We start from the raw sequence: 14,563 nt of genomic DNA on the forward strand, positions 1-14,563 counted from the left end.
CCAGGCGTGGCGCGGCTGCACGCCGCAGCGATCTCTTACATACTTGTAAGATATCGCGAGGATGCTAAGTCTGACAAGGGTGTAAGAGTTGAATGTTTCCGAGTCCCCGGGCGACGGGTCCCGCGCTCGGCGTGGCCGTCGCGCCGACGCCGAGCGCAGTCGCACCGCAGTGTTGGACGCCGCGGTGCGACTGCTGGCCGAGCGGCCCGACGCCGGAATGGCCGCCATCGCCGCCGCGGCAGGCGTGACCCGCCAGACCGTGTACGCGCACTTCGGCACCCGTGACGCGCTGCTGGACGCTGTCGGCGACCGGATCACCGGCCAGGCCATGGCCGCGATGGACGAGGCGGAAGAGAGCGGCGCTCCGGCCCTGGACGCGCTGCTGCGGCTTCAGGGCATCGGCTGGCGGCTGTTCGAACGCAACCCGGTGCTGCTCCAGCTGGGGAGCAGCCGCGGCGCCGCCGACCAGGCCCGGCACGAGCCGGTCGCCGCCCGCCTCACCCGGCTGATCGAGAAGGGCCAGGCGTCGGGCGAGTTCGACCCCGCGCCACCGGCCACCTGGCTGGTGGCCGCGGTGACCGCTCTCGGTCACGCGGCAGGCGACGAGGTCGGGGCAGGACGCATGTCGGTCGAGGAGGCGGCAACATGGCTGCGTACCGCCACACTCGCCCTCCTGGGCGTCGCTCCCCGGAACCCCTAGCCCTCGATGTCGAGTGCCGTTCCGTAGAGCCGGTCGACCTTCAAACGGACGACCACCCGCTGCTCTGCGACCAGCTGCTCCAGGAACGCGTCTTCGTCCTCGGGCTGCGCCGCCTCCGGGATCATCCCGAGCAGTTCCCGTCCGACCGCATCGCCGGGGACCGTCGTGATCTCGGAGACCTCGGCCTCGCCTTCGGCGACGGCGAACGACCACACGTCACCGCCCTGCACATGCAGCGCGGCGTGCGGGCTGCGCCGCAGGTGGCCGACCTTGACCCGGTCGGCCGTCGTGGAGAACCGCGCGACGCGGGCCTCGGGGTCCCAGCGGTAGAGCATGGTGGTCAGGTGGGGACGGCCGCTGCGCTTCACCGTGGCGAGCGTGCCGAACTGCTGTCGGCCGAGCAGCTGCGAGAGGGCTTCGTCGGACAGCGGGCGAGGTGCCGGTCGTTGAGTCATGTAGCGATCAACACCCTTGACCCCAAAGTCATTTCACCGACCCGGTCCCTGGTCCGGCCGCAGGCCCCGCAGGGTCAGCGTCAGGAGGCGGTCCGCCAACTCCGGGTCGGCCGGGTCCTGTTCCGCCGCCAGCGCGATGGCGTTGGTCAGCTGCATCAGGTCGCCGATCGAGACGTCCGTACGGACCGACCCCGCCTCCTGTGCCCGGGAGAGCAGGCGCTCGCCCGCGTCGCGCAGGGGGACGCTGCACGCAGACAGGGCCGAGTTCCTGTCGTGGGACGCGGCCAGAAGCGCACGGGCGAGGCCGCGGTACTCACCCGCGTGGGTGATGAGGGCGCGCAGCCACTCCACCAGCGCCGTGCACGGCTGCTCCGCGCCCGCCAGTTCGCGTGAGCGTTCCAGCAGGGCGGCGACGGCCTCCTGGAAGACCGCGTTCATCATGGCGTGACGGTTCGGGAAGTGGCGGTACAGCGTGCCGATGCCGACGCCGGCGCTGCGGGCGATCTCCTCGAGCGAGGCGTCGGTGCCGCGCTCGGCGAACGCGGCCCGAGCCTCGGTCAGCAGCCGGTCGTAGTTGCGGCGCGCGTCGGCGCGCTTGGGCCTGGTGTCCGTCACACCTCAAGGATGCCGGACGTCAGGGTGCGGGCGGCGGGGGAGTACAGCAGCAGCCCGGCTGGGCGGGCGCGGCCCGGTAGGGGGCGAGGGCGGCGTCCGCGGCGGGACGGTAGGGCCGCCGGGACATCCGCGTCACGAGCAGCCACATCTCGCGTTCCTTGCCGAGCTCCTGCGGCAGTACGAGCCCAAGTGCGTCCGCCAGCGGCTTGCGGCCCGCGTTGACGAGGGCGCGTACCGCGGCGGCCCACTCGTCCGTGGCGGTCACCGCCGCGCGGTACCAGGCCGGGATCAGCACGGCCAGCGCCGTGGCCGTGAGGCCAGCAGGGGCACATCGGCCCCTTCGAAGGGGAGCGAGGCGAGCGACGCGGCGGCGATGACGGCGTGCCCGTACAGCAGTGCCACGAAGAAGTCGGCGCTGCTGCGGGCCGTGTCGACCTGGCGGCCGAGCTCTTTCGGGGCGGTGCCGGTCAGCTCGTTCCAGAGCACCTGCGTGTCGAGCCGGTAGCGGTCGTACCCGTACTCCTCGAAACGGCGGATGGCGTTGCCGAGCCGGGTCGGGGCGATCTGTTCGTCGGCTGCGGGATAGCGGGCGAGGCGTTCCTGGAGCAGGGCGGCCTGGATCGGGGCCCGGGTGTCCGCCCCGGCGATTCGGTCGGCGATCCGCTGCCTGCGCGCACGCTGGATCCGGCAGCCCCTGTCGTACGCCCGGCGGGGCCACAGCAGGTAGCCCTCCAGCAGCCGGTACAGCGGCGCCTGGAGGGAGTTGAGGAGCAGCCCGAACATGACCGAGGCCACGAGTAGCAGCACGGCGGTGTTGGCCGACGACTCCGGCCGGATCCGTTCGATCAGGGCCGTGCCGCGCAGGCTCGGCGCCACGGTGAAGAGGAACACGGCGAGATTGAGCGCGGCGGGCAGCACCCAGCCGACGACGAGCGACCAGCCACCCCCGAGTACGCCCTTGGCGATGTCCCCCAAGGTGTCACTCCCGGTCCCAGTCGTCGTCCGGGTCGAGGACCGGACCGGGCGGGCCGCCGAAGCCGACGTCGCGGCCGGCGAGCTGCACGTCTTGGTGGACGGCTCCGGGCATACGGTCGTCCTCGGGTTCGAGCACCGTGACGGTGCCGCCCTCGTGCGGCAGCAGGTCCTCGGCCAGGATCCGGACGAGTTCCTCCGGTACGGGCGCGCCGCCGGCGGTCCCGGCCACGACCACCGGCGTGCCGGTGCGCCGGCCGCGCCACTCCACGACCGACCGGGCCAGGTGCGCCGCCGCCCCTTCGTCCGGGAGCAGTACGGCCACTGTGTCCGTGCCGTACTCCAGCGCGGTCTCCCACCCGCCGCCGGTCTGTCCACGAAGCCAGTGGTGCAGTGAACGGGCGTGCTCGATGGCGAGGTTGGCGTCCACAACCTTCAGCCGGATCTCCATACGCGTCCCCCGGTCGATCGACATCGCGTGGCCCGAGCAGCATAGGACGCGCCCGGCACGAAGGGCCCCCGGCACGGGTGCCGGGGGCCCTTCAGCAGTCGGTCGGACGTGTCAGTCCTTGATCTCGCAGATGGTGGCACCGGAGGTGAGGGAGGCGCCGACCTCGGCGGCCAGGCCCTTGATGGTGCCGGAGCGGTGCGCGTTGAGCGGCTGCTCCATCTTCATGGCCTCCAGGACGACGACGAGGTCGCCCTCCTTGACCTCCTGGCCCTCCTCGACGGCGACCTTGACGATGGTGCCCTGCATCGGGGAGGTGAGGGTGTCACCGGAGGCGGCCGAGGACGACTTCTTCGCGGCCCTGCGCTTGGGCTTGGCGCCGGCGGCGAGGCCGGTGCGTGCGAGGGTCATGCCGAGCGAGGACGGCAGCGACACCTCGAGGCGCTTGCCGCCGACCTCGACCACGATGGTCTCGCGGCCCGCCTCGTCCTCGTCCGCGTCGGTGCCGGCCGGGGCGAACGGCTTGATGTCGTTGACGAACTCGGTCTCGATCCAGCGGGTGTGGACCCGGAAGGGGTCCGCCGTGAACGCCGGGTCGGCGACGACCGCGCGGTGGAAGGGAATGGCGGTGGCCATGCCTTCGACCTCGAACTCGGCCAGCGCACGCGCGGCGCGCTGAAGGGCCTGCTCGCGGGTGGCGCCGCTGACGATCAGCTTGGCGAGGAGCGAGTCCCACGCCGGGCCGATGACGGAACCGGACTCGACACCGGCGTCGAGGCGGACACCGGGGCCGGTGGGCGGGTTGAACGAGGTGACGGTGCCGGGCGCGGGCAGGAAGCCCCGGCCGGGGTCCTCGCCGTTGATGCGGAACTCGAAGGAGTGGCCGCGCACCGCGGGGTCGTCGTAGCCGAGTTCCTCGCCGTCGGCGATACGGAACATCTCGCGGACCAGGTCGATGCCGGTGACCTCTTCGGTGACCGGGTGCTCGACCTGGAGGCGGGTGTTGACCTCGAGGAAGGAGATGGTGCCGTCGGTGCCGACGAGGAACTCGACGGTGCCGGCGCCGACGTAGCCGGCTTCCTTGAGGATGGCCTTCGAGGCGCGGTACAGCTCCGCGTTCTGAGCCTGTGACAGGAACGGCGCCGGGGCCTCCTCCACCAGCTTCTGGTGGCGGCGCTGGAGCGAGCAGTCGCGGGTGGAGACGACGACCACGTTGCCGTGGGAGTCGGCCAGGCACTGGGTCTCCACGTGACGGGGCTTGTCGAGGTAGCGCTCGACGAAGCACTCGCCCCGCCCGAAGGCGGCGACCGCCTCGCGGACGGCGGAGTCGTACAGCTCCGGGACCTCTTCGAGGGTGCGGGCGACCTTCAGGCCGCGTCCGCCGCCGCCGAAGGCGGCCTTGATGGCGATCGGCAGCCCGTGTTCCCGGGCGAAGGCGACGACCTCGTCGGCGCCGGAGACCGGGTCGGGGGTGCCGGCGACCAGCGGCGCGCCGGCGCGCTGGGCGATGTGACGGGCGGCGACCTTGTCACCGAGGTCACGGATGGCCTGCGGGGGCGGGCCGATCCAGGTCAGGCCGGCGTCGATGACCGCTTGGGCGAAGTCCGCGTTCTCGGACAGGAATCCGTATCCGGGGTGGATGGCGTCCGCCCCCGAATCGGCCGCGGCCTGGAGCACCTTGGCCATGTCCAGGTAACTGGCGGCCGGGGTGTCACCGCCCAGGGCGAACGCTTCGTCGGCCGCGCGGACATGCAATGCGTCCCGGTCCGGATCGGCGTAGACGGCTACGCTTGCGATCCCGGCGTCCCGGCAGGCACGGGCAACGCGGACAGCGATTTCGCCACGGTTGGCGATGAGCACCTTGCGCACGATGGCTCCCTCCTTGAAACAAGCTGAGTTTAGGGACTGCCGACACGGCCTTTCGACCCGTCCCCAATGGTGAGCTTGCCCACACGGAGCGTGATTCGAGGCTCGCTCGATCGCGAAATCCCTTGTCGCACCACGGTACGACGGGTTCCTCCCGAGCACAGTAGCCCTCTGGTGTGGTCAAGGTCTCTGTCTGCGGGGGCAGCGGCGCGACACGTTTCTTTGTGGAGTCCCTACGAATGGCCCAACGATTCTTTGCCCCGGGACCGAGCGTGCCGGAACCCTTGTCCCCGCGTTTACCGGTCAGTAGCCTCGCGGCTGTCGTACGTACTTCCGGTACACAAAGGGTTGGGGGCGCCGTGGTGCGCAGACCGGTGGCCGTGGTGGCTGCGCTTGTCCTGCTGATCGAGGCCGTCGGCATCGTGGTGCTCAACGGAGTCATGGCCACGTTCGTCGGCGCTCAGCGGATGTCCCTGGACGGCATGGACCCGGACGTGATGGTGACCGCGACGTGGGGACTGGGCATAGGGTCCGGTCTCTTCCTCGCCCTGTGCGGCGTGCTGCTCCTCATTGCGGGCATACGCGACCGGGCGCCGGGCCGTTTCGCCCGCATCGCCCTCATCACGCTCGCCGTCGTGCACGGGGTGCTGGGAGCGGTGGCGGTCGGCCTCGTCGGATGGAGCGCTTTCGCGTTCCTGATGACGGTGCTGGGCCTGCTCGTCGCGTCCTTGATCGTGTACGGCAAGGAGCAGCCCCCGACGGCGTCTCCCGCGCCTCCCGCGTCGGCCGGCCCGGCCGACGGTGACGACCCGGTGGCACCCGTCGGCGGTCCGGCACCCGCCTGACCCGCCGTCCGCTCAGGCGGTCCAGAGGTCCGTGATCGAGACGCCCAACTCCGCCAGGAGCCGGCGGAGCAGTGGCAGCGACAGCCCGATGACGTTGCCCGGGTCGCCGTCGATGCCGTCGATGAACGGGGCCGAGCGGCCGTCCAGCGTGAACGCCCCCGCGACGTGCAGCGGTTCGCCGCTCGCGACATACGCGGCGATCTCGGCGTCCGTCGGCTCGCCGAACCGCACGGTCGTCGACGCGGTCGCGGAAGCACGGCGTCCGGTCACCGTGTCGATCACGCAGTGCCCCGTCTGCAGGACGCCCGCCCTGCCGCGCATCGCCTTCCAGCGGGCGGTCGCCTCCTCGGCGTCGGCGGGCTTGCCGAGCGCCTCGCCGTCGAGCTCCAGGACCGAGTCGCACCCGATCAGCAACGCCCCGGCCGCCTGCGGTCGCGCTGCGACGGCCGCGGCCTTCGCCTCCGCCAGCACGAGCGCGAGCTCGGCGGGGGTCGTCGCGGTGAGCGCGTCCTCGTCGACGCCGCTGACTATCACTTCCGGCGCGAGCCCGGCCTGCCGCAGCAGATTCAGCCGCGCGGGGGAGGCGGAGGCGAGGACGAGACGGGGGCGGTGGGGTGACGGGGTGGTCATGGGGGACATGGTAGGTGGCGGGGCGTGGCCGCCGGGCGGGTTGCTCGGGGAGGCCGCGGCCGCCGGGGCGTGACCGCTACGCGGGGCCGTTCCACCACCCGCCCTTTCCCGCTGTGCCGATGTGCGGCTCCGCCGTGTGGCGGGGCAGGCCCGAGACCCCGAGCCGCGCTTCGTACGGTGCCCTCGAGCTCGCCCTACGGCCTGGGGGCCGTGGGAGGTGCCCCCGGGCGGGCTGAAGTTGCCCGGCCACTCGAGCCTCGCCGGCGTTCGAGGTGCGGGGGTCCGGTGAGGGTCCCCCCACGCCGCAGGCGTAGGTGGCGGAGCCCCCGGTTTCGGGAAGGGGCGGGTCGGGGAACCAGCCCGCCGCAGGCGGCTCGCGTGCCCCCGCTCAACGCAGGCCCGCCGCGAACATCGCCACCACCATCGCCAGCGCCAGCACCAGCCCCGCGCGACGCAGCATCGTCTGCATGTCGCGCAGTTCCTTGGGCGGTTCGTTCTCAGGGTCGGACCACAGCATGCCTTCGATGGTGCTGATGCAGGCGGCCCGGCGCCTGAGTATGCGTACTCAAACCACGAAGGCACCCGCCCGCGCTGCCGCCAGCGCCGCCGACGCCGCTCGCTCCGCGGTGTCGGCCGTCAGGGGCTCGTGGCTGACGGCGAAGCGGTAGTACAGGGGCGCTGAAACCGCCCGCAGGACCTCCAGCGGGTCGGTGCCGGCCGGGATCTCGCCGCGGCCGAGGCCCCGTTCGACCGCCGGCACCCATTCCGTGAGCCGGGTCGCGTAGAAGCCGTGGAGGGCGTCCGCGCACTCCTCGTGGCACGCGGCCGCCGCGATGACGGCGGCGAATACGGGGCCCATGCGGGGATCGGCGAGCGTGTCGCGCACGAGCGCGGCGTTGGCGCGCAGGTCACCTTCCAGAGATCCCGTGTCCGCGGCGGGCAGGGACTGCTCGGCCATGTCGCGCAGCAGGTCCGCGAGCAGGCCGGCCGGTGACCGCCAGCGCCGGTAGACGGTGGTCTTTCCGACGCCCGCGGCTGCCGCGACCCGGTCCGGGCTCAAGGCGTGGAACCCGCCGTCGACCAGTGCTTCCTGGGTGGCGGCGAGAACGGCCGCGCGGACCTTCGCGGTGCGGCCGCCGGGGCGGACCGTACCTGGGGTGGCTTCCAAACGGGTCTCCCGTTCCATTAGTGGCGCGAACTCTGTTAGCGTGCCTTCATCCTAATGGAACTCTCCGCCCATTAGTGGCGGGAAGAGGGGTACGTCATGAGCGAATGGACCGCGGCCTGGGCCGCCTCTCCCCAGATGCCCAGCACCGGCTTCACCCCGAACTGGTCCCAGGAAGGCTTCTCGCACCAGACCGTCCGCCAGGTCGTGCGCGTCACCGCCGCCGGCGAGCGCCTGCGCGTCCGTCTCTCCAACGCCTACGGCACGTCCCCGCTGCACCTCACCGGGGCCACCGTCGCCCGCTCCGCCGGCGGCGCCGCGATCGAGGAGGGGTCCGTCCGGGAGCTCACCTTCGGCGGAGCGCGGTCCGCCGTGGTCCCCCCGCGGGCCGAACTGCGCAGCGATCCGGCCGGCCTGCCCGTCGAGCGGCTCGGGTCCGTGACGGTCACGCTGTACTTCACCGGCACCACCGGCCCCGTGACGTTCCACTCCCAGGCCTGGGCGGACTCCTACCGGGCCGGCGGCGACCGGCGCGGTGAGCTGTCGGGAACGGCGTTCACCGACGTCACCGCGTCCTGGTACCACCTCGCCGGTGTGGAGGTCGCCGCCGGACGCGCGGACGGGATCGTCCTCTTCGGCGACTCCGTCACGGACGGCTTCGGCTCGACGCCCGGAGCGAACCGCCGCTGGTCCGACGCGCTCGCCGAACTCACCGGCCGGCCCGTCCTCAACGCCGGCATCGGCGGCAATCTCCTGCTCAACGACTCGGCCTGGTACGGCGAGAGGGGAACCGCGCGTTTCCGTCGCGACGCCCTCGCGCCAGCCGGCGTCTCCACCGTCGTCGTCCTCGAGGGGCTCAACGACATCGGCTTCAGCGAGGCCCCTGGTGAGCCGACGTACAAACCCGCCCCCGTCGTCAGCTCGGCGGAAGTCGTCGCGGGCCACCGGGAGCTGATCCGGCAGGCCCGCGCCGCGGGTGTCCGGATAGTCGGCGCGACACTCCTGCCGCTGGCCGGGTCCGACCACTGGGGCGCGCACTCCGCGCGCGTCGGCCCGGAGATCAACCGGTGGATCCGCACGGGCGGCGAGTACGACGCCGTCGTCGACTTCGACCGCGCTCTCGCCGACCCCGCCGACCCGGGGCGTCTGCACCCCGCCTACGACTTCGGCGACCGCCTGCACCCCGGCGACAAGGGCTACCAGGTCATGGCCGAACTGCTGGCCGAGGTGCTCTGAACAGCGCGCAGGCCGGGCCCCGTGCAGGGCCCGGCCTCCGCTCACCGCGCTGTCACACCGGCCAGTAGCTGCGTGCCCACGCCCGCGGGCCGGGCAGTGGCCGGCTGCTGCGGGCGATGCGCGCCGGATCCGACCATCCCTCCGGCATCCGCGGTTCCCCGGCCGCGGCACCGGCGCTCGCCGCGGCGCGGGCCTGGACCACCGCCAGTGCGGCGGCCAGCTCCTCGGGAGTCGGGTTTCCTCGTACGACCCTGATCATCGTCGCGTCCCTTCCTCGTGTCCCCGGAGCCCCTACAGGGGGATGTTCCCGTGCTTCTTGGGAGGCAGACTTTCCCGCTTGGTGCGGAGCTGGCGCAGGCCCTTGACGATCTGTGCCCGGGTCTCCGAGGGCATGATCACGGCGTCGATGTAGCCGCGTTCGGCCGCCGTGTACGGGTTGAGCAGCGCGTCCTCGTACTCCTCGATGAGCCGTGCCCTCGTCGCTTCCTGCTCCTCGGCGCCCTCGACGGCGGCGATGGTGCGGCGGTGCAGGATGTTCACCGCGCCCTGGGCCCCCATGACGGCGATCTGGGCGGTGGGCCAGGCGAGGTTGAGGTCGGCGCCCAGGTGCTTGGAACCCATGACGTCGTAGGCGCCGCCGAACGCCTTGCGGGTGATGACCGTGATCAGCGGGACGGTGGCCTCGGCGTAGGCGTAGATCAGCTTGGCGCCGCGGCGGATGATGCCGCCGTACTCCTGGTCCACGCCCGGCAGGAAGCCGGGGACGTCGACGAAGGTCAGCACGGGGACGTTGAACGCGTCGCAGGTGCGCACGAAGCGTGCGGCCTTCTCGGAGGCGTTGATGTCCAGGCAGCCGGCGAACTGCATCGGCTGGTTGGCGACGATGCCGACCGGGAAGCCCTCGACCCGGCCGAAACCGGTGACGATGTTCGGGGCGAACATCGACTGGGTCTCGAGGAACTCGGCCTCGTCGAGGACGTGCTCGATGACGGTGCGGATGTCGTACGGCTGGTTCGCCGAGTCCGGGATCAGTGTGTCCAGCTCGCGGTCCTCTTCGCTGACCGCGGTGTCCGCCTCCTCGGGGAAGGACGGCGGCTCTGAGAGGTTGTTGGACGGCAGGTACGACAGGAGGGACTTGACGTACTCGATCGCGTCCTTCTCGTCGCCCGACATGTGGTGCGCGACACCGGAGGTGGTGTTGTGGGTGCGGGCGCCGCCCAGTTCCTCGAAGCCGACGTCCTCGCCGGTGACGGTCTTGATGACGTCGGGGCCGGTGATGAACATGTGCGAGGTCTGGTCGACCATCACCGTGAAGTCGGTGATGGCCGGCGAGTAGACCGCGCCGCCCGCGCAGGGGCCGACGACCAGCGAGATCTGCGGGATGACGCCGGAGGCGTGGGTGTTGCGGCGGAAGATCTCGCCGTACATGCCCAGCGCGCTGACGCCTTCCTGGATGCGGGCGCCGCCCGAGTCGTTGATGCCGATGACCGGGCAGCCGGTCTTCAGCGCGAAGTCCATCACCTTGATGATCTTCTGTCCGAACACCTCGCCGAGAGCGCCGCCGAAGACGGTGAAGTCCTGCGAGAAGACCGCGACCGGGCGGCCGTCGACCGTGCCGTAGCCGGTGACGACACCGTCCCCGTACGGCCGTGTCTTCTCCAGCCCGAAATTGGTCGAGCGGTGGCGGGCGAACTCGTCGAGCTCCACGAAGGAGTTCTCGTCCAGCAGCAGATCGATCCGCTCGCGGGCCGTCAACTTGCCCTTCGCGTGCTGCTTTTCCACCGCACGCGCGGAGCCGGCATGTGTCGCCTCTTCGATACGGCGCTGAAGATCCGCGATCTTTCCCGCGGTGGTGTGGCTGCTCGGATTCTGGGAGAGGGCGTTTTCCGGCTCGGACATCGGGATGCGGCTCCCTGGCTGGTCACGGGGACGGCTTACGGGGACTGGGTAACCGGGACGTGTTAACGATCGGTTGCTACTGACTCGTAGCGTATCGGCGCGGATACCGTTCAGCAGTGCGGCGTTGGCCACACCTAACCTGGCTTGCATGACGCCTCCGAATGCGCCCGAGAGCCGCTGGTCCGACCTCGAGCGGCCTCCTCTGAACGCCTCCGTCCTGCGCCGCGCCGTCATCGTGCCCGGCGGCCTGTGGACCTCGCTGGACGTGGTGGCGTCCACCGGCTCCACCAACACCGACCTGGCCGCACGGGCCGTCTCCCTGCCGGAGGGGGCGGTGCTCGTGGCGGAGGAGCAGACCGCGGGACGGGGCCGGCTGGACCGCACCTGGAGTGCTCCTGCCCGTTCCGGCCTCTTCTTCTCCGTACTCCTGCGGCCCGGCCCCGACGTGCCCGTGACGCGCTGGGGCTGGCTGCCGCTGCTCGCCGGTGTCGCGGCCGCGCTCGCGCTCGCGCGGGCCGCGGGCACGGACATGTCCCTCAAATGGCCCAATGACCTGCTGGTCGTCGTCGACGGCGAGGAACGCAAGGCCGGCGGCATCCTCGCGGAGCGCGCCGGGGACGACGGCGTGGTGCTCGGACTCGGCATCAACGTCTCCCTCCACGCCGACGAGCTGCCCGTCCCCACCTCGGGTTCCCTGGCCCTCGCCGACGCCGTGTCCACCGACCGTGACCCCCTGCTGCGGGCCGTCCTGCGCTCCCTGGAGAAGTGGTACACCGCCTGGCGCACCGCCGGCGGCGACCCGGCCGCCTGCGGGCTCCAGGAGGCATACGCGGCCGGCTGCGCCACCCTCGGCCGCGACGTGCGGGCCGAGCTGCCGGGCGGCATGGCCCTCACCGGCGAGGCGGTCGCCCTGGACGGCGACGGCAGGCTGGTCCTTGCCACCGCGGACGGCGAACGGCACTCGGTGAGCGCGGGCGACATCGTGCACCTGCGGCCGGCGCGCTGACGGCCACCGCGCCGTCCCCGGCGGCCGTGGAAGAACCTCCTCGGCCGCCGGGACGTGAGCTGGGGCACACCTGCCGTATCGTTGAGGCGATCGCGCGACAGATCGGCAGGGCATTGCGCAGGGAACGGGCAGGAGGCGGCTGGTGACCGTCGACGACACCACTTCCGGCGCGGGCGCGCAGCCGCCGTCGGACGGCTCTTCCGGCGCGTCCGCCTCGTCATCGGGGTCCTCGGGAGCCGGGTCCGGGTCCTCCGGGTCGGTGCACCCGAAGCCCCACCACGAGGTCGACCACACGGCGGAGCCGTCGGACGACCCGCTGGCCATACGGCTGGAACACCTGATCCTCGGCGCCGAGCGCCGCTACACCGCCTTCCAGGCGGCCCGCACCGCCGGCGTTTCCATGGAGCTCGCCGCCCGCTTCTGGCGGGCCATGGGCTTCGCCGACATCGGACAGGCCAAGGCCCTCACCGAGGCGGACGTGCTGGCCCTGCGCCGGCTCGCCGGCCTGGTCGAGGCCGGCCTGCTCAGCGAACCCATGGCGGTCCAGGTCGCCCGATCCACCGGGCAGACCACCGCGCGGCTGGCCGACTGGCAGATCGACTCCTTCCTCGAAGGGCTCACCGAGCCGCCCGAGCCCGGCATGACCCGCACCGAAGTGACCTATCCGCTGGTCGAGCTGCTGCTGCCGGAACTCGAGGAGTTCCTCGTCTACGTGTGGCGACGGCAGCTGGCGGCGGCGACCGGCCGTGTCGTCCAGGCCGCGGACGACGAGGAGATGGTCGACCGCCGTCTCGCCGTCGGCTTCGCCGACCTGGTCGGCTTCACGCGGCTGACCCGCCGCCTGGAGGAAGAGGAGCTCGGCGAGCTCGTCGAATCCTTCGAGACCACGTGCGCGGACCTGGTCGCCGCCCACAGCGGCCGGCTCATCAAGACCCTCGGCGACGAGGTGCTGTACGCCGCGGACGACGCCGGCACGGCCGCCGAGATCGCCCTGCGGCTCATCGAGACGATGACGGACGACGAGTCGATGCCGGCGCTGCGGGTCGGCATCGCCTTCGGCACGGTCACCACACGCATGGGCGACGTCTTCGGCACGACGGTGAACCTGGCGAGCCGGCTGACGTCGATAGCTCCGAAGGACGCCGTACTGGTCGACGGGGCGTTCGCCGAGGAAGTGATCAGGACAGGGGACGCGCCGGCCTCGGAGGCGGAGGCGGCGGAGGAAGCGGTCAAGGCGGAGAAGGAGGGGCGCGAGGTCCCCACGTACCGCTTCGCGCTCCAGCCGATGTGGCAGCGGCCGGTGCGAGGTCTCGGCGTGGTGGAGCCGTGGCTCCTCTCGCGCCGCCCGTCCTGACGCCGCGGTCCCGTCACCTCCGGCGGCCTTTCCCTGCCCCGCCCCTTCCCCCGAACGGGTCAGGCCCAGGACCCCGCACCGCGCTCCGCGCGGCGTTTCGGGGGCTCTGCCTCCGAACCCCGGCGGCCTCAATCGTCGGCGGGGCCTTGCAAGCCCCGCCGACGGGTTCCGCGGAGCGAGATCCGGCCCGCCCGGGGCCCAGCGCCTCAAGCGCCGGCGAGGCTTCAAAGGCTTCCGCCGAGAGATGACTCGCGAAGCGATGTCCAGCCCGGCCGGGGGCACCTCCCGCGGGCCGCCGGGCGCAGCGGGATGAGCCCCGTGACAGCTCGCGGAGCGCGGGGCCGGGTCCGCGGGGAGCCCCCCAGCGGTGGAGCCGAGGATCCGTACGGCACGACGGGGGTCCGCGGCCACCAGGGCGCCGGGGCGAGTGGGGTGCGGGGTCCGGGTGGAGCCCTGTTCGGGAAGGGGCGGGGTGGGGGAAACGGCCCCGGGGAGCCAAGGCGCGCCTATGATCCCGGTGAACCATCGTTAACCGGGAGGGTGCCCCATGTCCGAGTCCGAGCAGCGGTTCGGCGAGTTCGTCGTCGTGCGCAGGCATGAGCAGGGCCACGTCGCCGAGCTCGTCCTCGACCGCCCCAAGGCCATGAACGCGGTCTCCACCGAGATGGCCCGTTCCATCGGTGAAGCCTGTGACGCGCTCGCGGCGGACCGGGACGTGCGGGTGACCGTGGTCGCGTCGAGCAGTGAGCGCGCCTTCTGTGTGGGCGCCGACCTGAAGGAGCGCAACTCCTTCTCCGACGCCGAGTTGGTGCGGCAGCGGCCCACCGCCCGGCGCGCGTACACCGGTGTGCTGGAGCTCCCGATGCCGACCGTCGCAGCCGTGCACGGCTTCGCGCTCGGCGGTGGCTTCGAGCTGGCGCTGTCCTGCGATGTGATCGTCGCCGACGCGACCGCGGTCGTGGGGCTGCCCGAGGTGTCCGTCGGTGTCATCCCCGGCGGTGGCGGTACGCAGCTGCTGCCCCGCAGGGTCGGGGCCGCCCGCGCCGCCGAGCTCGTCTTCACGGCCCGGCGCGTGGAGGCGGCGGAGGCGAGGGAGTTGGGGCTCGTCGACGTCCTCGCCGAGGACGCACGCTCCGAGGCGCTGGCGCTCGCCGCCCGTATCGCGATGAACTCCCCGGTCGGGCTGCGCAACGCGAAGAAGGCCATGCGGCTCGGGCAGGGGCTCGATCTGCGCGCCGGGCTCGAGGTCGAGGACGCGGCGTGGCGGGCCACCGCGTTCTCCGGGGACCGTGCGGAGGGCGTCGCGGCCTTCAACGAGAAGCGGAAGCCGCAGTGGCCGGGGGAGTGAGCGGGGGACCGGTTTCCTGGCCGG

17 protein-coding genes are annotated in these 14,563 nt (G+C 72.2%); 6 read left to right on the plus strand and 11 right to left on the minus strand.

The window, feature by feature from the left end; genetic code table 11:
- Positions 1-88 precede the first annotated feature (88 nt).
- Positions 89-700 carry a TetR/AcrR family transcriptional regulator gene (locus MDN94_RS12815; protein ID WP_482725956.1) on the plus strand — a complete coding sequence of 204 codons (612 nt, stop codon included), beginning with the start codon at positions 89-91 and terminating at the stop codon, positions 698-700.
- Here MDN94_RS12815 and MDN94_RS12820 read toward each other — a convergent pair.
- From MDN94_RS12820 to MDN94_RS12845, 6 genes are all read right to left on the minus strand, one after another.
- Positions 697-1,155 carry a TIGR03618 family F420-dependent PPOX class oxidoreductase gene (locus tag MDN94_RS12820; RefSeq protein WP_482725957.1) on the minus strand — a complete coding sequence of 153 codons (459 nt, stop codon included), beginning with the start codon at positions 1,153-1,155 and terminating at the stop codon, positions 697-699. The two genes, MDN94_RS12815 and MDN94_RS12820, sit on opposite strands and share 4 nt — an antisense overlap.
- A gap of 33 nt (positions 1,156-1,188) precedes the next feature.
- Positions 1,189-1,770: a TetR/AcrR family transcriptional regulator gene (locus MDN94_RS12825; protein WP_482725958.1), complete on the minus strand. Its 582-nt coding sequence runs from the start codon at positions 1,768-1,770 to the stop codon at positions 1,189-1,191.
- Positions 1,771-1,789: 19 nt separating this feature from the next.
- Positions 1,790-2,065, minus strand: coding sequence for a hypothetical protein (locus MDN94_RS12830; RefSeq protein ID WP_482725959.1), 276 nt, complete (start codon positions 2,063-2,065; stop codon positions 1,790-1,792).
- On the minus strand, positions 2,059-2,745 hold the full coding sequence (locus MDN94_RS12835; RefSeq protein ID WP_482725960.1) for a hypothetical protein: 687 nt from the start codon (positions 2,743-2,745) through the stop codon (positions 2,059-2,061). Before MDN94_RS12835 ends, MDN94_RS12830 begins: the two co-directional genes overlap by 7 nt.
- 4 nt (positions 2,746-2,749) lie before the next feature.
- Positions 2,750-3,217, minus strand: a complete 468-nt coding sequence (locus MDN94_RS12840; RefSeq protein WP_482725961.1) for an effector-associated constant component EACC1 — start codon at positions 3,215-3,217, stop codon at positions 2,750-2,752.
- Between the two features lie 87 nt (positions 3,218-3,304).
- Positions 3,305-5,059, minus strand: coding sequence for an acetyl/propionyl/methylcrotonyl-CoA carboxylase subunit alpha (locus MDN94_RS12845; protein WP_482725962.1), 1,755 nt, complete (start codon positions 5,057-5,059; stop codon positions 3,305-3,307).
- Between the two features lie 380 nt (positions 5,060-5,439).
- On the opposite strand from MDN94_RS12845, the gene MDN94_RS12850 reads away from it, so the two are divergent.
- On the plus strand, positions 5,440-5,901 hold the full coding sequence (locus MDN94_RS12850; RefSeq protein ID WP_482725963.1) for a hypothetical protein: 462 nt from the start codon (positions 5,440-5,442) through the stop codon (positions 5,899-5,901).
- 12 nt (positions 5,902-5,913) lie between these two features.
- On the opposite strand, the gene MDN94_RS12855 is transcribed toward MDN94_RS12850, so the two are convergent.
- From MDN94_RS12855 to MDN94_RS12865, 3 genes are all read right to left on the minus strand, one after another.
- On the minus strand, positions 5,914-6,531 hold the full coding sequence (locus MDN94_RS12855) for a nucleoside triphosphate pyrophosphatase (RefSeq protein ID WP_482725964.1): 618 nt from the start codon (positions 6,529-6,531) through the stop codon (positions 5,914-5,916).
- A 388-nt stretch (positions 6,532-6,919) separates the two neighbouring features.
- Complete coding sequence (gene mmpB, locus MDN94_RS12860; protein ID WP_259372230.1) at positions 6,920-7,048, minus strand: morphogenic membrane protein MmpB; 129 nt, start codon at positions 7,046-7,048, stop codon at positions 6,920-6,922.
- Between the two features lie 48 nt (positions 7,049-7,096).
- On the minus strand, positions 7,097-7,717 hold the full coding sequence (locus MDN94_RS12865; RefSeq protein WP_482725965.1) for a TetR/AcrR family transcriptional regulator: 621 nt from the start codon (positions 7,715-7,717) through the stop codon (positions 7,097-7,099).
- A gap of 78 nt (positions 7,718-7,795) precedes the next feature.
- Here MDN94_RS12865 and MDN94_RS12870 point away from each other — a divergent pair, with 78 nt between their 5' ends.
- A complete protein-coding gene (locus MDN94_RS12870) occupies positions 7,796-8,932 on the plus strand; it encodes an SGNH/GDSL hydrolase family protein (RefSeq protein ID WP_482725966.1) in 1,137 nt (378 codons plus the stop codon).
- A gap of 52 nt (positions 8,933-8,984) precedes the next feature.
- Here the strand turns inward: MDN94_RS12870 and MDN94_RS12875 are convergent, their stop codons facing one another.
- Both MDN94_RS12875 and MDN94_RS12880 read right to left on the minus strand, forming a co-directional pair.
- Positions 8,985-9,191 (minus strand): acyl-CoA carboxylase epsilon subunit, encoded by a 207-nt coding sequence (locus MDN94_RS12875; RefSeq protein WP_189466524.1) that lies wholly within the window; start codon positions 9,189-9,191, stop codon positions 8,985-8,987.
- Between the two features lie 32 nt (positions 9,192-9,223).
- Positions 9,224-10,831 carry an acyl-CoA carboxylase subunit beta gene (locus MDN94_RS12880; protein ID WP_482725967.1) on the minus strand — a complete coding sequence of 536 codons (1,608 nt, stop codon included), beginning with the start codon at positions 10,829-10,831 and terminating at the stop codon, positions 9,224-9,226.
- Between the two features lie 148 nt (positions 10,832-10,979).
- Here MDN94_RS12880 and MDN94_RS12885 point away from each other — a divergent pair, with 148 nt between their 5' ends.
- The 3 genes from MDN94_RS12885 (at position 10,980) to MDN94_RS12895 (ending at position 14,539) form a co-directional block, all read left to right on the plus strand.
- A complete protein-coding gene (locus MDN94_RS12885) occupies positions 10,980-11,837 on the plus strand; it encodes a biotin--[acetyl-CoA-carboxylase] ligase (protein ID WP_482725968.1) in 858 nt (285 codons plus the stop codon).
- 142 nt (positions 11,838-11,979) lie between these two features.
- Positions 11,980-13,191 (plus strand): adenylate/guanylate cyclase domain-containing protein, encoded by a 1,212-nt coding sequence (locus tag MDN94_RS12890; protein ID WP_482725969.1) that lies wholly within the window; start codon positions 11,980-11,982, stop codon positions 13,189-13,191.
- Between the two features lie 547 nt (positions 13,192-13,738).
- Positions 13,739-14,539: an enoyl-CoA hydratase/isomerase family protein gene (locus MDN94_RS12895; RefSeq protein ID WP_482725970.1), complete on the plus strand. Its 801-nt coding sequence runs from the start codon at positions 13,739-13,741 to the stop codon at positions 14,537-14,539.
- Positions 14,540-14,563 lie beyond the last annotated feature (24 nt).

It is taken from the genome of Streptomyces sp. WAC00040, from assembly GCF_056835925.1.